13 protein-coding genes are annotated in these 19,461 nt (G+C 56.7%); 8 read left to right on the top strand and 5 right to left on the bottom strand.

From position 1 onward, the window contains the following. Nucleotides 1-267 precede the first annotated feature (267 nt). Nucleotides 268-2,679 carry a glucose/quinate/shikimate family membrane-bound PQQ-dependent dehydrogenase gene (locus AC3IT6_RS05110; protein WP_489354491.1) on the bottom strand — a complete coding sequence of 804 codons (2,412 nt, stop codon included), beginning with the start codon at nucleotides 2,677-2,679 and terminating at the stop codon, nucleotides 268-270. Between the two features lie 212 nt (nucleotides 2,680-2,891). Then, nucleotides 2,892-4,274 carry a carbohydrate porin gene (locus tag AC3IT6_RS05115; protein ID WP_489354492.1) on the bottom strand — a complete coding sequence of 461 codons (1,383 nt, stop codon included), beginning with the start codon at nucleotides 4,272-4,274 and terminating at the stop codon, nucleotides 2,892-2,894. 306 nt (nucleotides 4,275-4,580) lie between these two features. Here AC3IT6_RS05115 and AC3IT6_RS05120 point away from each other — a divergent pair, with 306 nt between their 5' ends. Then, nucleotides 4,581-4,811: a VF530 family protein gene (locus AC3IT6_RS05120; RefSeq protein WP_046041003.1), complete on the top strand. Its 231-nt coding sequence runs from the start codon at nucleotides 4,581-4,583 to the stop codon at nucleotides 4,809-4,811. A 2-nt stretch (nucleotides 4,812-4,813) separates the two neighbouring features. Continuing rightward, nucleotides 4,814-5,473 carry a Pr6Pr family membrane protein gene (locus AC3IT6_RS05125; RefSeq protein ID WP_489354493.1) on the top strand — a complete coding sequence of 220 codons (660 nt, stop codon included), beginning with the start codon at nucleotides 4,814-4,816 and terminating at the stop codon, nucleotides 5,471-5,473. A gap of 139 nt (nucleotides 5,474-5,612) precedes the next feature. Here the strand turns inward: AC3IT6_RS05125 and AC3IT6_RS05130 are convergent, their stop codons facing one another. Together AC3IT6_RS05130 and AC3IT6_RS05135 are read right to left on the bottom strand one after the other, a co-directional pair. Then, nucleotides 5,613-6,398, bottom strand: coding sequence for a siderophore-interacting protein (locus AC3IT6_RS05130; RefSeq protein ID WP_489354494.1), 786 nt, complete (start codon nucleotides 6,396-6,398; stop codon nucleotides 5,613-5,615). Beyond that, nucleotides 6,395-6,970, bottom strand: a complete 576-nt coding sequence (locus AC3IT6_RS05135) for a PadR family transcriptional regulator (RefSeq protein WP_223444120.1) — start codon at nucleotides 6,968-6,970, stop codon at nucleotides 6,395-6,397. The genes AC3IT6_RS05130 and AC3IT6_RS05135 overlap by 4 nt, the downstream gene beginning before the upstream one ends. 503 nt (nucleotides 6,971-7,473) lie before the next feature. Here AC3IT6_RS05135 and AC3IT6_RS05140 point away from each other — a divergent pair. From AC3IT6_RS05140 to AC3IT6_RS05165, 6 genes are all read left to right on the top strand, one after another. After that, complete coding sequence (locus tag AC3IT6_RS05140; RefSeq protein WP_489354495.1) at nucleotides 7,474-7,965, top strand: CS1 type fimbrial major subunit; 492 nt, start codon at nucleotides 7,474-7,476, stop codon at nucleotides 7,963-7,965. 110 nt (nucleotides 7,966-8,075) lie between these two features. Beyond that, on the top strand, nucleotides 8,076-10,598 hold the full coding sequence (locus AC3IT6_RS05145) for a TcfC E-set like domain-containing protein (RefSeq protein WP_489354496.1): 2,523 nt from the start codon (nucleotides 8,076-8,078) through the stop codon (nucleotides 10,596-10,598). 71 nt (nucleotides 10,599-10,669) lie between these two features. Beyond that, a complete protein-coding gene (locus AC3IT6_RS05150; RefSeq protein ID WP_489356484.1) occupies nucleotides 10,670-11,908 on the top strand; it encodes a hypothetical protein in 1,239 nt (412 codons plus the stop codon). Between the two features lie 53 nt (nucleotides 11,909-11,961). Beyond that, entirely contained in the window at nucleotides 11,962-12,702 is a 741-nt protein-coding gene (locus AC3IT6_RS05155; RefSeq protein WP_489354497.1) for a molecular chaperone, read from the top strand. Nucleotides 12,703-12,778: 76 nt separating this feature from the next. Then, the gene (locus AC3IT6_RS05160; protein WP_489354498.1) at nucleotides 12,779-13,267 is read left to right on the top strand and encodes a CS1 type fimbrial major subunit; all 489 of its coding nucleotides are present in this window, start codon (nucleotides 12,779-12,781) and stop codon (nucleotides 13,265-13,267) included. Between the two features lie 61 nt (nucleotides 13,268-13,328). Then, entirely contained in the window at nucleotides 13,329-14,585 is a 1,257-nt protein-coding gene (locus AC3IT6_RS05165) for a hypothetical protein (RefSeq protein WP_489354499.1), read from the top strand. A gap of 61 nt (nucleotides 14,586-14,646) precedes the next feature. Here the strand turns inward: AC3IT6_RS05165 and AC3IT6_RS05170 are convergent, their stop codons facing one another. Beyond that, on the bottom strand, nucleotides 14,647-19,302 hold the full coding sequence (locus AC3IT6_RS05170; RefSeq protein ID WP_489354500.1) for a dermonecrotic toxin domain-containing protein: 4,656 nt from the start codon (nucleotides 19,300-19,302) through the stop codon (nucleotides 14,647-14,649). Nucleotides 19,303-19,461 lie beyond the last annotated feature (159 nt).

Genomic DNA, 19,461 nt, shown 5'->3' on the forward strand with positions numbered 1-19,461 from the left:
GCAGGTTGGCGGTGGTTTCAACGGTCATTTTCTGCGATGCGGTGTTTCGCAGGTGTGTTCAGCGCAGAGACAGGTTAGCTGAACCAAGGCTGTGCGCGGTCAAAATGTGGGAGCGGGCTTGCTCGCGAAGAGGGAGTGTCAGTCGATGTAAATGTTGCCTGACACACCGCTTTCGCGAGCAAGCCCGCTCCCACAAGGGTGGCGGTGTGGCACAAAAAAAGGCGACGTCCTCACGGGCGTCGCCTTTCGTTTTACTGCCGCTAAGACTTACTCGGACAGTTTGTACGCAATCACATAGTCACCCATTTTGGTGCCCAGTGAGCCGTGGCCACCGACGACCAACAGCACGTACTGCTTGCCGTCCTTGCCGGTGTAGGTCATCGGCGTAGCCTGACCGCCAGCCGGCAGGCGCGATTTCCAAAGCTCGTTGCCGGTGTTGACGTCATAGGCGCGCAGGTATTGATCCAGCGTGCCGCTGAGGAAGCCGACGCCACCGGCGGTGACCATCGAGCCGCCCATGCTTGGCACGCCGAGTGGCAGGCCGATAGGCAATGGCGAGCTGTCGCGGCTGGTGCCGTTCTTGCGTTTCCACACGACTTTGCTTGTGGTCAGGTCGATGCCGGCCACGTAGCCCCAGGCCGGAGCCTGGCACGGTACGCCGAACGGCGACATGAACGGGTGCATGATCACCGCGTAAGGCGCGCCGGTGTTCGGTTGCACGCCCGCTGTTTCGCTCTCGCGCTTGCTGTCGGCCGCGACTTCGGCGCGAGGCACCATTTTCGAGACGAAGGCCATGTAGTTCGGGCTGGTGAACAGCATCTGGCGAACCGGGTCGACCGAAACGCCGCCCCAGTTGAAGACGCCGACGTTACCCGGATAGATCAGGCTGCCCTGTTCCGACGGCGGGGTGTACTGGCCTTCGTAGCGCAGTTCCTTGAACTGGATGCGGCACAGCATCTGGTCGAACGGGCTGGCGCCCCACATGGCTTTTTCGGTCAGTTCCGGGGCCAGCAGGTTCAGGTCCGAACGAGCCTGGGTCGGCGCGGTGTGGTCACCTTTCACGGCGCCTTGCGGAGCCGGGATTTCCTTGATCGGGATGATCGGCGTGCCGTCGCGACGGTCGAGGACGTACAGGCTGCCTTGCTTGGTCGGTTGGATCACAGCCGGCTTGATGCCGTCGGCGGTTTTCATGTCCAGCAGGGTTGGCTGACTGCCGACATCCATGTCCCACAGGTCGTGGTGAGTGAACTGGTAGTTCCAGCGCACCTTGCCGGTGGCCAGGTCCAGCGCGACCAGGCCGGCACTGAACTTTTCGGCGCCCGGGGTGCGGTCTGCGCCCCACTGGTCAGGGGTCTGGTTGCCCAGTGGCAGGTAGACCATGCCGAGTTTTTCGTCGACGCTGGCCAGCGACCACATGTTGGCCGAGTTGCGGCTGTAGTGTTCGCCCTCAGGCAGCGGTTCGGTCGCGTCAGGATTGTTGCTGTCCCAGTTCCACACCAGATGACCATCGTGTACGTCAAAGGCACGGATCACGCCGGATGGCTCGTTGGTCGACTCGTTGTCGGTGACGTGGCCGCCCATGATCACCAGGTCACGGGTGATCGCTGCTGGCGAGGTGGAGTAGTAGCCGCCGGGGGTGAACGGCCCGATGCCTTGAGTCAGGTCAACCACACCGTTTTTACCGAAACCTTCGCAGACCTTGCCGGTGTCGGCGTTGAGTGCGATCAGGCGTGCATCAGCGGTTGGCAGGTACAGACGACGCGGGCAGGCCTGGGCGACGGCTTTGCCGGCCTCGGAAATCACTGCCGAGGCAGCGCTTTCAGACTTGGCGTAGGCCGCTTCGTCGTAGTACGACACGCCACGGCAGGTCATGTGGGCGAAGCCCTTGAAGCCCACCGGGCTCTTGATCTGCGGGTCGAAACGCCACAGTTCCTTGCCGGTGTCCGGGTCCAGCGCCAGCACCCTGCTATGGGCGGTGCAGGCATAGAGCATGCCGTTGGCCTTGAGCGGGGTGTTTTCGTTGGTCAGTTCCACCGGGTCATCGGCGGTTGGCAGATCGCCGGTCTGGATACGCCAGGCTTCTTGCAGCTTGCCGACGTTATCCGGGGTGATCTGCTTGAGTGGCGAATAGCGGTCACCGAATTCGCTGCGGCCATAGGCCTGCCAGTCTCCGTCAGGCATTTGTGGCGCAGTGCTGGTCATGTCAGCCGAATCACGACCCAACTCGCCGAGGGTCTCGCCCGGATGGGTGAACAGGCTGGCCACGGCGGTGACACCGGCCAGGACCACGGCCACGCTCAAGGCGCCAGTGCCCATGGGGGCAGGGCCGTTGATCAGCAATGGACGACGGAACCACGGCAGCAGCATCACCACACCGAGGGCGAACCACAGCGCCAGGCGCGGCACCAGTTGCCACCAGTCCAGGCCAACTTCCCACAGCGCCCACAGGGTGCTGGCGAACAGCACCAGTGCGTACAGGCCCAGCGCCGCGCGGCGGGCGGCGATCAGCAACACGCCGCTCAGCGCGATGCCGATACCGGCCAGCAGGTAATACAGCGAGCCGCCGAGCATGCTCAGCTTGATCCCCCCGGCCAGCATGGCCAGGCCCATCAGTAGAAGCAGGATGCCGAGCAGGGTCGGCAACAGACGGCTTCGACTCAAGGCACTATCAGTGCTCATAGTGTGATTCTCCGTGATGTTTCAAGTAGTCCTGCGCAAGTTCACTTTAGATGACGATCTTGTGCGGGCAGGTTCAGATAAAACCGGTTTGGTTGACACATACCCTGTGGGAGCGGGCTTGCTCGCGAAAGCGGTGGTTCAGGCAACACAAATGTTGGCTGTGATGACGCCTTCGCGAGCAAGCCCGCTCCCACAGGTTTTTTCGGTGTTTTTTAGAACGAGGACTGGACCTTGATCCCGCCGATCAGCGCGTCATCGACCTCGTTCACGCCACCGGGGTGGCGGATGTATTGCAGGTTCGGGCGCACGGTCAGCCAGTGGGTCACGTGCACGCCGTAATAAAGTTCGGCGCTGTATTCGGTGTCCTGGGGTGGCAGGTAGGACGGATTGTCGTAGTCGAATACGGCGTTGGCCTGGTTGGTCGCCTCGGCATTCTTGCGAAAGGCCGGGTTGACGTGGACGCGGGCCATGGCAAAACCGATGTCGTCCCGGGCGCGCGCGTCGAACGGGCCTTTGTAGACGAGGCCGGCCTGGACGTAGTTGTCGATGGCGTTGGTCTTCTTGTCGTGCATCGTGCCGTTGGCGAACAGGCTCAGGCCGCGGGAGTGGTCGCTGGCGACGCTGGTGACTTGCTGCTGAAGGCCCAGCCATACGCCGTGCTTGCTCGACGCGCTGCGGTAGGCTTCGCCACTCAGGGCGGCAGGCTGGCCATTGCTGTCCTTGTAGACGTCGGTGGCGCTGGCGCTGCTGTAGTAGTAACCGGCGCGGTATTCACCCGGCAGGCCGTTGAGCTTTGGCGTCCACACCAGCTCCACCGGCAGGACCGCGCCCTGGGTGCCGCTGCCGCTGAGCTTGAAACCGTTGTCGCGGTCAAGGTTCGACGGGTTCTGCTCGTACGCGCCGACCTGTGCATAAAGCTCTGGCGTCAGGTGATATTTGACCCGCATCGCCCACTGGCTGACCGGCCAGTTGTACCAGATGTCGCCCGCCCAGTTGCCGACCTGGGAGCCGCAGAACGCCAGGTTCTGGAAGTCGCAGGGGAAGCTGTTGAAATCTTCGCCTTCGCCGAATCGGCCGACCTTGATGTCGAGTTTTTCATCGAGGAACTTCTGCTGATACCACATCTGCGTCAGGCGCCAGGTCTGGCCGCGGCCCCAGACTTCCTGGGCCGAGGTGAAGCCGCCGACACGCGGGTCGTTGATGCGGTCGTTGCTGATGTTGTTGCCGTTGCGTTCGGTGATGGTCAACTGGAACTCGGCGTCGTCCCAGCCAAGGATCTTCTGCAAGTCCAGGTGGGTGCCCAGGCCGAACTGGTCGCTGTAGCGGGCCGTGCGGTCGTGGTCGTAGCCGCCGTGCAGATTGCTGCCCATTTCACCGGTGTAATCGACTTTGAAGTCGTAGCCTTTTTCCGCGAGTTCTGTGCGAGTGCCGTTCCAGTCGCCGAGCATCCACGGTGAATCGCTATCGAAGGCAGGCGCCGCCTGAACGCAGGAGGCAAGGCCCAGCGCGGTGATGCCACCGATCAGGGGCAGGATGTTTCGGTGGGCAGCAGTTGCAAAGACAGCGCTGTCTCGCAAGGATTTAAAGTCAGGCATAGAGACGGAGTTCTTGATCTTTTTCTGGGGGATAAACGGAAAGCAGCAGGCTTGAAGCGAAAGCAGAAGCGTTTCAGCAGGCAGCGGGGCGCAAGGATAATGTTCTGTTACAAATAGAGAAAGTGCTTTTGCTGACATGCAGCCTTTCGGATTTGGTAACAGTGACAAAAGATCGCAGTCTTGAGGGACTCCATCCGCGCGTGTTCCCACGCAAACTCGGGACGTATCCGGACGATCTTTTCCGTTTCACCTACATTTAACGTAAGGTGCGCGGCTTCCAATTCCCACTCTGCTCGAAGGCCCGGCATGACCGAACACAACACCGATCCGTTGCATGGCGTGACGCTGGAACAGATCCTCAACGCGCTGGTTGAACACTACGAGTGGTCGGGGCTGGCCGAGCGCATCGATATCCGCTGCTTCAAGAGCGAACCGAGCATCAAGTCGAGCCTGACGTTCCTGCGCAAGACCCCGTGGGCGCGGGAGAAGGTCGAACGCCTGTATGTGAAGTTGATGCGCACCAAACGACCGCTTTGAACATGGCCGACCCGTCTGCGTTACGCCGTCATTTTGTGGCCGTGGCTGCCATGCTCGGCTGGGCGGGATTGAGCATCCAGATGTACCTGATTCTCCATTCACGCTGGACGTTGGGCGCCAGCCTGATCGGCGGGCTGATGAGTTTTTTCAGCTTTTTCACCGTGCTGAGCAACACCCTGGTGGCGACCGTGCTGACCTGCGAATGGACATCCCGCGAGTCAGCCGCGCGCCGCTGGTTCCTGCAGCCTTGGGTCAGCAGTGCGATTGCCGTGAGCATCGCCGTGGTGAGCCTCGCCTACAACCTGTTGCTGCGCCACTTGTGGCATCCCGAGGGCTGGCAATGGCTGGCCGATGAACTGTTGCACGACATCATGCCGTTGCTGTTCCTGGGGTATTGGTGGTGGTGTGTGCCCAAGGGCACTTTGCGCGTGTGGCATATCGCGCTGTGGGTGATTTATCCGCTGCTGTATTTCGCCTATGCGCTGTTGCGCGGGCATCTGCTGGCGGTTTACCCGTATCCCTTCGTGGATGTGGACAAACTGGGTTATCCACAGGTGTTCATCAATGCCGGCGGGTTGTTGGCGGGGTTTGTGGTGATTGGGTTGCTGGTGATCGGGCTGGATCGGTGGCTGGGACGGCGTGGCAAAAGCGTGGATTTGTAGCGATTGTGGCAACGCCTTCGCGAGCAAGCCCGCTCCCACAGTAGATCTTCAGTGTGCGCAGAATTTAGGTGCGACCAAGACCAAGTGTGGGAGCGGGCTTGCTCCGGGCGGCGTTCCGACGAAGAGGCCCGAGAGCAGATCACTCCTCGTCGCTTTCCCCCAATTTCCAGTACCCAACCGCCTTGACGAACTGCTCGTCCAGCCCATGCTCATCGAGCAACACCCGCCGAATCTGCCGCGACACCTTGCTCTCGGTCGCCACCCACGCGTAAAGGCTGCCGGCTGGCACCTGGATCTGGCGCACGGTGGTCAGCAGATTGTCCTTGCCACCTTCGCGCAGCACCCAGATCACATTGACCTCGGCCGCACTGTGCAGCACTTGCTGCTCCTTGCCGTTTTCCACTTCGACGATCACCAGCGCACGGCGGTTGGCCGCCAGGCCTTCCAGGCGCCGGGCAATGGCGGGCAGGGCGGTTTCGTCGCCGATCAGCAAGTAGCTGTCGAAAATGTCCGGCACGATCATCGAACCCCGTGGCCCGCCGATGTGCAGGAACTGCCCGGGTTGGGCCTGCGCCGCCCAGGTCGAGGCAGGGCCGTCGCCGTGCAGCACGAAGTCGATGTCCAGTTCCAGGGTGTTCAGATCATAGCGGCGCGGGGTGTAGTCGCGCATCTCGGGCAGCGGACCGTTGTTCTTGCCGGCGCCCAGCACCAGGGTTTCCAGCGCCGCAGCCTGCTCGGCGTTCTGCGGGAACAACAGTTTGACGTGATCGTCCGTGCCCAGGCTGACGAAGCCTGCCAATTCAGGCCCGCCCAGGGTAATCCGGCGCATGCGCGGGGTCAGGTCGACCACGCGCAACACTTCCAGGCGACGGCGTTTGATGTCGTGCATGACACGGTAAATGGTTGAGGCGATCACTTCAGTCATTCGGCGTTCTCCTGAACGGGTTGAACGGCAGGGCCGTCGACGATGGCTTTGGCGGTGTTGTTGAGCAGGTCACGTACCCGCAGGATTTCGTCCGGGCTCCAGCGCCCATGGTGCATTTGCAGGGCGTGGCGCAGGTTATGCACAGCCTCGTGGATTTCCGCCGGGCGATCATGGCCGCGCAGCGAACGCTTACTGACGTCGATGCGCGTGCGCACGCCATCCAGTGCAACGGCTTGTTCTTGCAGGAACAGACGTCCGGCATCGGTGATGGTGTAGCGTTTTTTTCCGCCTTCGGCGTCGCCCAGGATCAGTTCGCTTTCCTCCAGGAACGTCAGGGTCGGGTAGATCACGCCGGGGCTGGGGCAGTAGGCGCCCTCGAACATGCCTTCGATCTGGCGGATCAGGTCGTAGCCATGGCACGGCTGTTCGGCGATCAATGCCGGCAGCAACAACTTCAGATCGCCGGGGGCGAACACCCGGGGCCCGCGGCCGCCGCGTTCGCGGGCGGGACGTTTCTCAAAGCCGTCGCGGCCATCGCCATGCTCGCGGTGGGGGGAATGATGGTCTCTCATTTTCTGCTTTCTCTCGTCGTGTTTAGATACAACTTAAGATATATCTTATCTGAAAGGCAAAGGTTCCCGACTAACGGCAATCCCTGCATCGGCCCTGGCTTGAAGGTCAAATCGAAAAAATAGTGCTTATTAGTACAGGTAAAATCTCAAAGATTAGTGTTAAGTCTCTAATGTATTAGTTTGCTCCATTGTTTACTGGGGCTGTGGTATTGGTCTTACAGAAGGTACTTTGTCGATATCTCGCCTGTCATTGCAGGTAGGGTGCTGTTTGTAGTCTGTCTCTTACAGCAAGGCATTGATTTGTAGTTATTTCAGGTTTTTTCTTTCTGCTGTCATGGCGCTTCGGCTACGCACTCGTGGGAATTGTCTTACTTACTTTCAGGAACAATTGGTCGATCATCTTTCGGCGTTGAAAGTTCGGTTGGGCAAATAGCTGCCCGTGACAGTTTTACTCATCATGAACTTTCAGCACTTCGATCCTTTATACAAACAGGTACTGAAAGATGTTCAAGAAAATTGCGTTCGCTGCTCCTCTGGCTGTTTTGGCTTTGAGTTCTTCGATGGCATTTGCTGCAGAAGAAGTGCGTAGCTCCATCAATATCAGCGCCACCATTCCAAGCCAGGTATTTCACGCCCAGCCGGTGAACCCTGACTTCGGTAAAGATGAACAAATGAATTACAACCTGGTTGATGGCACCCTGAGCTCACTGCGGGCGGCTTACGATATCCGGCACACCAACGGCGCGGTCGGCGCTTATGTGGAAGGGGGGCCGCAGCCCCTGTTCAACGGTGCCAACAACATTGCACTGACTTACACCTTCAACGGGGTGACCTTGACCGGAGCTTCTCAAGAAGTGGTTGGCGATACTGAGTCCAACGGCGGTATGCGCGCTGACCTGGTGATTGCCGCGGCCAAACCATTGGCCACTCAAACGGGTCTTTACACGGCCACCCCGGTTGTGATTTTCGACGCAATTCCTCGCGTCACTCCGTAAGTACGGTTATGAAATAAGGTCTTTCCTTATTTGGTAATTCTTCCCGGTCGATGGGTAATCACTACCTGTCGATCGGGTTTTAACGCACTGATCTTCAGAGTATTTCGTTCATGTTCCCGATGACTCCCATCGCGGCGGCGCTTGCCTTGCTTTTTTGCGCAAACGCACTGGCCGCGCCAGCGGAAAACCGCCATACCCCTCGAAGTTTGCTGGCACAGGCCAAGGGGCTGCCGACCGAGTTCGAAGAGCACTTCTTTGATGTGCCGTTGGCGGTGCGCGTGGAACTTGACCAGCAATTTCTCGGTGAGGCGATGGTGGTGTTAACCCGCGACGATCGTATCACCCTCGTTGACTTCGCCGATGTCGGCGACAGCACGATCAAGGCCAGTGAGCGCGACACCTGGTCGAACTATCTGAAACAAGGGGTAGCGCTGGGCGGCTGCCAGGCCAAGTGCCCGGAGCAACTGTTGGCGGTGCACTACAGCCTTGAAAACTCGCTGGTGTCGATCCTCACGGAAAATGCCGAGCGTGACGGCCAGGCGCAGAGTTACTACACACTGCCTGAAGGCGGCAGCACCGGGCTGATCGTGCGCAATCAACTGAACCTCAACGGTGGCCAGAATCAGGATCTGGGTGGGCGTTATGGTCTTGAGGCCAGTAGCAGCCTGGGCAACTGGACTCAGGCGATCAATATGCAATTGTCCCGACTGGGCGGCATGGACAACACGCTCTATCACTCGGTGAATGAGCTTTACACTCAGCGCGAACTGGAGGGCAGCTTCCTGCGCCTGGGCCTTTTCACACCCTCGTCCGAGGGGTTGACCCGACAGCCGCGTACCTTTGGCACCAGTCCGGACACTGCGCTAGGCGTCATGTACGGCAGCTCCGACAGTCTGGCCATCAATAATCTGAAACCGGCGGTCTATCCGATTTACGTCACCGCCAATCGCCAAGGCTCAGTGGAAATCTACCGTGATGGGTTATTGATCAACACCCAGGCAGTGCCCGCCGGGTTGCAGACCCTCGATACCCGGCCGTTGCCAGGAGGGATCTATGAAGTGGAGGTACGTCTGATCGAAGACGGTCAGATCACCTCCAGTACCCAGGAACTGGTCTACAAGCCCAGCAATTGGCGCAATCACGACGAGCGCTGGCGCTACAACCTGTTCGCCGGTCGTGAATCCAAAGTACTCAGCAATTGGGACGAACAGGACGACGGCGACATGACCGCCGGTGCGGCGATCAACTACCTGTTACACCCACGGGTCATCCTGGGCCTGAGCGGGCGGCAGGTGGGTGACGCCTTGCAATACGGCACCTCGGTCGACTGGGCGGTCGTCAACAATGCCAGCCTCTATGCCAGTGTCTACCAGACCGAGGACTACGGCACCGGCCTCGACGTGCAGGGGCTCTATTCCTATGGCAGCGGCAGCATCGTCGCCAGCCACAACCGCAGCTGGCTCGACACGACTCGGCTCTACGACACGTTGCCGGACGGTACACGAGTGCGACAGCGCAATGTGTTTGTCGGTCAGACCAGTAACTCTTCGCTGTCGGTCAATCATCGGTTGACCAGCAAAAGCTCGGTCAATGCCCGGGTGTCCCACAGCGAAGGCAACACCGAAGGCACGGGCGTTGATCTTGGCTGGACCCAACGCACCCAACTGTTTGGCAGCGATGCTAACTGGCGGTTGTCCCTGTTCGACCGGCCCGGCAGTTTCAGTTCGGGTGATGACAGGAATCGCGGCATCGACCTGAGCGTCAACATCGCCCTTGGCGGCCCGGGTGAGCAGATCTCCGGCAGTATCGGTACCCGCACTGCCCGCGAAGGTGGCCGGGATAACAACGCGTCGATCACCTATCGCAAAGACCTTCAGGATCACCTGTTGCAAAGTGTCTCGGCCACGGCCATTACCGATACCTACGGCGTCGGTTTGAATGCCATGGCGAACATGCAATCGGACCTGGTCAATGGAGACGGATTCATACAGCGCTCCTCTTTCAACAACGACCTCACCGGTGGCTTGAACCTGGACAGCACCGTGGCCGTCGGCGCGAGCAAGATGGTCATGACCAGCCAGTATCACCGCGACGGTGCTGGCATGATCATCGATGTGGAGTCGGACATCGAAGATATCGCGCTACGCGCCGATGATTTGAGCGGCGGCAGTGCGTTACTCAAGCCGGGGCGCAACTTTGTGCCGATCACCGCCTACAAAAGCAGTTCCGTGAGCTTCGATTTCGAGGGCAATCATGTGCCCGCGGCGAGTATCCAGCCGGCCCGTTCCAGCTATCACCTGAACAAGGGCGGCGTGGAGTACCGCAAGATCACTGTCAGCAAAACCGTCACCGTGCTCGGCCGCCTGGTCGACCCCCAAGGCAAGCCGCTCAAGGGCCATCACATCATCAACCACGCCAGTCGTGGCGTGAGTGAGGTCGACGGATTCTTTTCGATGGAAATGAACGCTGGTTCGCCAACGCTGGAAGTCCGTTCCGGCAATCAGTTGCTCTGCCAGTTCCGTCTCGATCCGGACAACGCCCAGCGGGAAAACGATGTGCTGATGATTGGTGATCTGCGCTGTACGCCGGATACGTTGGCGGATGCGACTGGCAACGTTGAGGCGGCCGGTTAAGTAGCTGTCGAAGCTCTAGAGGAGGTTTTGTGTTTATCAGAATGAATGCGGTGTGTGCCATAAAAAAAGCGATGAGTTATTGTTTTTTGTTCCTGGCTCTCAGTACTGCTCCATTGTTTGCTGGCGCGGCGTCGATGGATATTCAGGCCAGGTTCAGTCCTGATCCGGCTAATCCGTTGGTCAATAAATTTATCAATACGACGCCGTCTTCCGGTTATTGCGCTGACTACTATACTACTTGTGATCTCCATAATATTTTCAGTTTAAGAACGCCACTTGAGTTTAGTTCAAGTAATGCCATCCCGGGACGACATAGCGATCCACGGCAGGGCGCGATGTTCAAGGTTCCTGCTGACTGGAAAACATTCTCTGTCACGAAAGTTTCGGGTGATGGCTCGGCCGCCAGCGAAACTGTAGAAATGAAAGTGCGTATTGCCGGTTTAGGTGCTCGATACAGGCTCAGCGATACAGCCAGCAATTTAGTTGGGCGCCCTGATGGTGATCACAGAATTTTGTGGACAGGGCAGTCTTGGATTACTGCTCCATCTCCTTGTAGAAACAGTAATTTAAGCACGCTCAATGAACGGGAATACAATTTTTTTTGGCTCACGCCGGTTGCCGGTACATGTGCAAAAACGGCGGCGTATACCATTCCTGGTTTTGAATATTTGTTCTTTGACATTGGTTATGCCCTTGAAACACCCGAACCTCTAAAAATGAGCCAGGGGATCTACACTGGCAGTGTCACTTATCAGATAGGGCCCCATGGTGATTTTGATATGGGCGACAATATGTTACCCAGTGAAAACAGCCTGACGCTTAACTTTACGCTGGAAGTTCAGCACACTCTAAAAGTTGAAATTCCACCCGGTGGTAATCACATCGAGCTTGAGCCTCAAGGTGGTTGGCAAGCCTGGCTCAATCAAGGGCGCAAACCGGTTCGGTTGTTCCGGGACCAGACCTTTAATGTTTCGGCGTCATCACGATTCAAGATGCAGCTCGAATGCCAGTACCTGGCCGGCAATACCTGTGCGTTACGCGACGCCGAGTCCGCACAGTTGGTGCCGTTGAATACCAGTGTGACCTTGCCCAATGGCCTGACCGATGCAGCGGGGCAAGCAGTCAATCGTCGCCCATTGCGTCTGGATGGCAGTGGCTCGGAGCTTTTTCAACCCGGTTTTTATCTCGATCGCAAGCCGGGAACCCTGCACTTTGAAATTGCCCGTGAACACGTCGAGTCGATGCTGAGTGAGGGCGTTAGAAAAACATACTCGGGTGATGTCACGGTGATCTGGGATTCGGAAGTTTAAACCCATGTCGGTGGATCCGATTCGGGGGGTTTAATTTATTGAGGTGGTATGTCATGAAACGTCTGTTGGTACTCTTTGGTTTTTCTGTGTTTTCCCATGCTGCTCTGGCCGGGCCGCAAATCAATGTCGGAGTTGTTTACGACTATCTGGATGGCGATAAAAGTACTTATTTGAAACGTGTATTCAACGGTGGTGACAGCACCGCTTTCGTCAAGATCAACATCCTCGAAATTATCTATGACATCGATGGCAAGGCCCGGGAAATTCCACTGGAGAACCAGGCAGATGGCACTTCCCGCAATGGCTTGATGGCCAGCCCCGCGCGCTTGATCGTGCCGGCCAACGGCATGCAGGGTTCGCGGTTGTTGTACATGGGGGAGCGTGAAAAAGAACGTTACTTCCGTGTGCGCTACGTGCCTGTGGTGCCGGAGAAGGAAGATGAGTTTGCTGTGTCCGTCGAAGAGCGTGAAGACTACAAAAAGAGCCTGTCGGCAGGGGTCAACGTACTGGCCGGGTATGGCACTGTATTTTTCGTACGTCCAAAAGATACTCGTTACGACAGTGTGATCGAGAACGACGTCAGCCAGTACCGAATCCGTAACAACGGCAACACCGTGGTGGTGATCGATGAGTTCAAAGACTGTTCAGTCAAGAATGAACAGGAATGTCAGCCCGTTACCAAGCATCACATTCTGGCCGGTCGAACATTCAAGTTCGATAAGCAGGCAGGCCGTGAATACCGTTTCACCATGGTTGAAGGATCCAAAGCCACGAAGCTGGACGTAAAGGGATAACGCTGAGCATTGGGCGGAAGTTGTGTTACGGCTTTCAGCCTTTTTAATTGCGTGCAGTGCAAACAGGTGATGACACATGTTTAAAAAATTAATGACCCTCATTTCGATGGTGGCGCTGACGCTGGGCAGCGTTTATGCCTATGCACTCGTCGAGCGAGAAACCTTTGAAGTCTCAGTCACTATCCCGACCGCGGAATTCTATGTGTTGCCGGTTGATCCGGACTGGATTGGACGGGAACAAAAACTGAGTTGGGGTTTGACTGCGCAGGAACTAAGTTCGCTGCGTAAACAATTCGATGTCAAAAACAGCAATGGCGAGATCACTGCACGATTAAGTGATGAGCCTTATTTGAGCAATGGCAGAGACGTAGACAATATTGCATTGGATGTTCAGTTCAACCGGGTAAAGCTCACGGTGCATGATGCACCTGTCATTTCGGAAACTGACGGAAAAACCGGTAAACGCGTGGAGCTGGTGATTGCGGCAGTCAAACCGGATGACGGTTACAAACCCGGTGAGTACTACGGCAGCGTGCACATGATCTTTGAGGCGAGTGCTCCTTGATCCTGTTTTAGAAACAAATGACGAGCGTTTTCGTCACGTTTAAATTTCAGGTTGGTTAACAATGAAACTCTCTTTTTCGCTAAAAGTGTTAACTGTGCTTTCCTTGGCGGGAGGTTTTTTAACAGGACTGTATGCTCCGCCCGCCAATGCGGTGGTTCAGGAGATTCGGGCGGAGTTTGTGCCTGATCCGACAAATCCAATGCTTAACAAGTTTAAGAACACAACACCGGAAAGTGGTGTGTGCGTCCATTGGATTTCTGCTCGTTGCAGGAGTCTGGGCATCTTCAGTCTGACGATACCCGGTCTGCGATTCAATTCGTCACAACCTATAGCTGCCGATCATGCCGACCCTAGAATGGGCGCGACTTTTAGTGTGCCATCCAGTTGGAGGAGTCTGGAGGTCTTCCACAGTCGTACTGGTGAGAGTGAGACTGTTCAGATGCGAATCGCGGGAATTGGTGGTAGCTGGACTATGGCGAGACCTCCGGGGGTCAGTGCATGGGCCCGACCGGGTGTCGGTTGGTTTAGTCAATGGAAGAATGCTCCAGCGCCGTGTATCGGTGTGAACGTGGGGGTTGCCGGTGTTGCTTCGTCGCCCTTTTTCTGGCTGGTACCGGAAGGTGCGGGGGCTTGTGGCAGAATTCCTTCTGTCGACATTCCCTGGTTCAATTACAGTTCAGTCGAATATGTCTACGAACTGAGGACGCCCAACCCCCTGAGGATGTCATCAGGAGAATACAAAGGCTCACTGACCTACACCACAGGTCCGGGAATGGACTTCGACATGGGCGATGTGCTGATCCCCAACGACAACGCCATTACCCTCAATTTCACCCTGGATGTCATGCATGCGCTGAAAGTCGACGTCCCACCGGGAGGTAATCGCATTGAGCTGGTGCCTCAGGGCGGTTGGCAAGCCTGGTTGAATCAGGGACGCAAGCCGGTGCGGTTGTTCCGGGACCAGACATTCAATATCTCCGCTTCATCGCGGTTCAAGATGCAGCTCGAGTGCCAGTTCATCGCTGGTAACACCTGCGGTTTGCGCGACGCGGGCTCTGCCGATCTTGTGCCCTTGAACACCAGCGTGACACTGCCATACGGCTTGACCGATGGAGCGGGACAACCCGTTGATCGTCGTCCCCTGCGACTTGATGGCAGTGGCACTGAGTTGTTTCAACCTGGTTTATACGTCGACCGAAAGCCGGGAGTCCTGCACTTTGAAGTGGCTCGGGAACACGTCGAACAGATGTTGCGTGAAGGGGTTGCCAAAACCTATACGGGAAATGTCACGGTGATCTGGGACTCGGAAGTGATCTGACAGACCGTCCCTGAAGGCTCATTCTAGGAACTCTTCAGGGGCGGTATCAGTTATTGATCGTTTAAATGTTGGCTCTTGTCATGGCCTCTCGGGTCAAACGTCTTGCCAGTTCTTTTTCTTCGTCTCCCAAGTTGATGAGCAGCCGATTATAGATGTCCTCACTTATTGGCGTGCCGGAAAACACGGAGCCTTCCTGAATCGAAAAGCCGTTCATGAGTTCAATGAGCCTGTTTCGCAAGTCCATACGTTGGATTTTCGTCAATTGCGTCGAGTTGACCCATTCGAGCTGGGTGCTTAGTAAAGTATCGAGCTGTTCTGATTTACTCAGGTAGACCTGTCTGTTTTCTTCGAACTGCGAAGGGTATGTTTCACGAAGAAAGCGTTCCCAGAAGTCCAGTTCAAGCATTCTGTTAACCAGACCGTCACCTTTTTCCATGGATAGCACCGTGTCGTACGCGTTATCGATCATGTCATCGGTGACGCCGGACACCGGCCGGTAAAGCATGGATTCGGATTGCCAAGGCAGGCCCAAACGTTCAGCCAAGCCGGTCTGATATGCCAGGTAGACTTCTACTTCGTCAGGGTTGCCCTCACGACTGCTCATATCGGCCCGGGCGATATCGTTTACAAGTTCCAGTCGCGCGGAACCTTTGGCCAGCATCACCAGTTTATTTTCAAGTATCTCTGGATCAGTGGAGTAGGCGTGCGCCTCAAAGGCGAGTACCTCAATCCCCATATTGTTGAATAGCTGCGCACCCGCATCAGCACATCTCACTGGATCCTTTGCCATTGTGAATAGCTTTTCCCTAAGCTGAGTGTCGATGTAGACGGCATCAAGCATGCGCCACAGGCGATCCAGTAGCTGTGTCCGAGATTCGCCTCCAACACGATAATCAGCAAAGCCCTCTGCCCCGTTGACGAAAGACAGAAATGGCCCGGAGTCGGTTTCATGCTTAAGTTCCTCCCAATGATTGATGCGTTCAGGACTCACGTCGGGAGCACCGGCCCATATCGATATGGGCGGCGGCATCTGGATAATAGGCGACGCACCTATCTCATTGGGAAGGCCCAACCACTGACGTATCTGATTAAACCTGAGACGGTCTGAAACCGATAAGTTCTCGATATCGAGACGTGTTTGACCTACCACCCATGCATTTGGCGATTGATGAATCACTTCTGGTATCAGATTGATTGGATTGCCACGCATGTCCAAAACAAACTCCTGAGGTCTGCGTCTGGTAAACGTGCCAGTGGGCCAAGTAGTAATACCGGTATTTCTCAAACCGACAGTCTTCAGTCGGGGCATGCGCCCAATATCCGGCAGCAGGGTTAGTGGATTGTCATCCAGCTCAAGAGTTTCCAGATAAGTCAGATTCCTCAGTTTTTCGACAGCGGGCGGGTCCAGGGTAATAGCGTTTGAACTCATTCGCAGACATTCCAAGCGATGCATGGCACCGATGCTATCTGGCAGGCGAGTCAGTTCGCAGTGGTTGGCATTGAGTTCCCGCAGGTTTGGAAAGTCCTTCAGCACCCCGTATAACTCGCTGGAAAACCTTGTGTTGTCGAGTTTAAGCACGGTGACTTTGTCGAGATATTTTTTTAATTTTGGACGTTTTGACCACCAGGTTTCCAGATCCAATGGTATTAACTCTCTAGAGAGATCGAGAGAGTAGGAGTACGGATCGGTGCGGCTACCGAGCCCGGTATTTTTCCGCTCGTAACAGTCGATGAGCCGTTCGACTATGTGCCTTCCACCCCCGCCAAGGAACCCGCGGTTGTCCGAAACCGAACTGGAAGGTTGCTGGCGCTCCCAATGAATGAGTATTCCCCGCAACTCTGCGAGATCCTTTTCTTGCTCGTCCATCGCCCTGAGCGGCTCACCTCTGGAGTTCAAGGCCTGAGCAAATACCTCAACCTCGGCCTCACTGAAGTGCGGATGAAGATCCTGAATTCGTTCGTGCAGTGTTTTTCCTTCCTTGCTGAGGCCACCTCCACGAACCAAAAGCATCGTTTCATGCTCGACAATCGGTCGGATGGGGGGCATGGCGAGGACAGTCCTTCGCTCGCTTGGCGGTGCTGACTTTACAATGACCCACTGCCTGAAAAACTTGGCATCGCCTGGTTTGTATCCCAACGCTCTTTTACCTTCGTTGCCCATGGCATGCAGCAGGGCCTCAAAAAAGACATCAGCATCGTGGATAGACTGATTCGAGGCATCGCGCACCTGATATTTCCCCGAGTTGTCTCGAATCAATACCCGAACCTGCGTTGCGTCCTCGGGCCCGGCACTGCAACGAAGTTCGCCATCGAGTGTTCCCTGACGGATTTCTATGCGCAGGTCGCCAAACATATCTGTATTGAGTCGTAACGCTCCCAATGCCAAGCGTTCGGTGTCGATATTGCTCAATGCGTCGAGGTACAGACCTTGGGCTGCACGGACCGATTGCACTTCGAACTGGAGCTCTCGTGCCTGGGTTTTGAGACGCAAGGGGAGCCGAAGCTTTCGCTCAATATATTGATGCTCCGAGGGTGTTGCGCCCGCCATGATGTTTTCCACAACTCGGGCAGGCAGCTCGGGGAAGTCGCTGAACAGTAAGGTGATCTCGGGAGATAACGCAGGAGGCGGATTCACCGGCGCACCCAGGCGTTGCAGGGTATCGGTCAGCAAGGGCGGCGGAGGGGCGTGCTCGATGTGCATCCTGCGCAGCGCGGCCTCTTCAGTACCGCTGATCTGACGAATCCGCTCCAGTTGCGTGTCGCTGAAGGCATCGGTCGTATGGCCCAGGCGACGCATCAGGGTCGTGCCTTCCCACTCGCGTGGGTTCTCCGTTTCGCAGACCCAGGCACCCTGGCCGTTGTGTCGCAGGGTTGGTGCATAGGCATCGAACCGCTGCGGATGGCGAATGCGCTGTTGCCCGGTAACCGGGTCGTCCAGTACTTCGAAGTGTTGATTGTTCAGGCGCAAAATTCGCCGGCCGCGATGCTGGTGAATACCCTGTCGATCAGGCCGTGCATCCGCCGGCAAAACCATGTCGGCTCGTTGATAGGGGCTGAGGTCAGGGTTCCACAGCCGTGTCTCACCGTTTGCCAACTGCACCGGTTTCAGATTTTCGAAGAACGGCGAGAGTTTCGCCCGCGCGACATTACCGATTGCGCCGCCCGCCGCAAATGCGCCCAACTGGACGACGCTTTCCAGCACGTTGATGGTCTGTTCTGCCGCCTCGGCAAAATGACCTTCGGCCAGATCGACGATACCCTCGACCACTTCATCGGTCAGTTGCCAGGCGGTGTAGGCCAGCATCAGTTCGCCCAGGCCGGGGACAAACGGTGTGACCACCAGCAGCGCGACGTTGAGAATGTCCGAAAGCATTTTTTCCAGGTTATCCCACCAGGCCCAGCGGGCCATGCGATCGGCGTACTCGGTGGAAATCGCGATTTCCCGCCCATCGTTGAGAATCTTGTTGAGCTTCTGTCGGTAGTAGTAGCCCCAAAGATCATTCTTGTAAGCAGTCTCTCTGTCGGTCTTGACGCTCGACAGGCTGAACTTCAAGTCGGGGTTGGCCACGGGTGTTTCGCGCCAACTGGGCAAGTTGGAGCCAGGTGGGGCCGGCTGCCATTTGATTGTGCTCAGGCGGTCATTGAGTCCGGCAAAGAAATGTCCGCGCTGCTGATGGGGCACGAACTGGCTGAAGTACTGTTGATAACTTTTGCTGGAGCTGCCATCGCGCAGCTGGCGCGTCAGTTCTGCCATGAAGTCGAGCGTCGACGGGTACAGCTTGAGCGGATGCTCCGGGTCATGGGGAACATACGCCATGACCGGGACGGTGCTAGTGGTGGTGAAGACATCAGGGGCGATCAGCACAATGCCGACCAGGCGCGTGTCCATCATCGACAGGTTGTAATAACCGACGGGCTGCCCCCGCCATTGCAGTTGTGAACGATCGTCGAGCATGCCTTGCACGACGTCATAGGCCTCCTGGTCGATGTCCTTTTTCATCAGGGCCATTTGTGCCGCAACATTCAGCGCGTTTTTCTGACTGCGAATGACGATGTAACGCAGGTAATTGCTCGCCACTCTGTTGGTCGACAGCAAAAACTCGTTCAGATGCTGCTGGTACCTGGCACCGATGTTCAGTTCGCGGCACAGTGATTTGAACTGATCGATGCTCAATTTGTGCTTGAGGTGTTTGACCAAAAAGTGCCCACGAACGTCGGGGCGGGTGATGAACTCGGAGTCTTGGTGAAACGACTCGTCGAGCGAAAAATTATGCAGGGCGGCGTCCAGCAGCGAAATGGTTCGGCTGGTGGTTCCGCCGGAAAAGTCATGCACCCACCAGGATGTTTTCACCGGTGCATACAATCGCAGCCAGGTCTGCTCGACATCGTCGTCGACGCCGAAGCGGTCCTTCAGCGCCTGTTGCAGGATGGGCCGGGCAAACGCGTAGACATCCTGCAGTTCGCTCAGTGCGCGATTTACCTGGTTTTGTGCAGTCCAGCTGAGCTTGATGTCATTCTTCAGGCGTTGCTGCAGCGCCCGGGTGGCTTCCCGTAGCGGGTCTGGAAGGATCACTCTGTCGGCTTTCAGTTCGTTGACACGAGCGATGGAAGTTTCTTTCAGCCAGTAAGGGATGGCCTGTTCGACCCGTTCGAAATGGATACTTTTATCGGCCAGATCATTGGCGAGCGAGTCTGGAGTTTTATCGGGGGTGGGCATTGTCTGATCGTCCGTTGATCAATAATGGAACGGACAGACTAGGTACGCGTGGCCCCCGAAAAAAGCTCAAAAACTGGTTTGAATGGATGTCTGTTTTGCCCTGATCCTCCAAAAATCAAGGAGTGAAAAATAAATAGTTACCGCCACCTGGGTCCCGTT

Source organism: Pseudomonas sp. KH_017 (assembly GCF_057840285.1).

What these genes read in the sequence shown, in the direction of transcription:
- AC3IT6_RS05155 (WP_489354497.1), top strand. Translation starts at nt 11,962, where the DNA reads ATGAAACGTCTGTTGGTACTCTTTGGTTTTTCTGTGTTTTCCCATGCT.
- AC3IT6_RS05145 (WP_489354496.1), top strand. Translation starts at nt 8,076, where the DNA reads ATGTTCCCGATGACTCCCATCGCGGCGGCGCTTGCCTTGCTTTTTTGC.
- AC3IT6_RS05120 (WP_046041003.1), top strand. Translation starts at nt 4,581, where the DNA reads ATGACCGAACACAACACCGATCCGTTGCATGGCGTGACGCTGGAACAG.
- AC3IT6_RS05140 (WP_489354495.1), top strand. Translation starts at nt 7,474, where the DNA reads ATGTTCAAGAAAATTGCGTTCGCTGCTCCTCTGGCTGTTTTGGCTTTG.
- AC3IT6_RS05130 (WP_489354494.1), bottom strand. Translation starts at nt 6,398, where the DNA reads ATGACTGAAGTGATCGCCTCAACCATTTACCGTGTCATGCACGACATC.
- AC3IT6_RS05135 (WP_223444120.1), bottom strand. Translation starts at nt 6,970, where the DNA reads ATGAGAGACCATCATTCCCCCCACCGCGAGCATGGCGATGGCCGCGAC.
- AC3IT6_RS05110 (WP_489354491.1), bottom strand. Translation starts at nt 2,679, where the DNA reads ATGAGCACTGATAGTGCCTTGAGTCGAAGCCGTCTGTTGCCGACCCTG.
- AC3IT6_RS05160 (WP_489354498.1), top strand. Translation starts at nt 12,779, where the DNA reads ATGTTTAAAAAATTAATGACCCTCATTTCGATGGTGGCGCTGACGCTG.
- AC3IT6_RS05125 (WP_489354493.1), top strand. Translation starts at nt 4,814, where the DNA reads ATGGCCGACCCGTCTGCGTTACGCCGTCATTTTGTGGCCGTGGCTGCC.
- AC3IT6_RS05150 (WP_489356484.1), top strand. Translation starts at nt 10,670, where the DNA reads ATGAGTTATTGTTTTTTGTTCCTGGCTCTCAGTACTGCTCCATTGTTT.
- AC3IT6_RS05165 (WP_489354499.1), top strand. Translation starts at nt 13,329, where the DNA reads ATGAAACTCTCTTTTTCGCTAAAAGTGTTAACTGTGCTTTCCTTGGCG.
- AC3IT6_RS05115 (WP_489354492.1), bottom strand. Translation starts at nt 4,274, where the DNA reads ATGCCTGACTTTAAATCCTTGCGAGACAGCGCTGTCTTTGCAACTGCT.
- AC3IT6_RS05170 (WP_489354500.1), bottom strand. Translation starts at nt 19,302, where the DNA reads ATGCCCACCCCCGATAAAACTCCAGACTCGCTCGCCAATGATCTGGCC.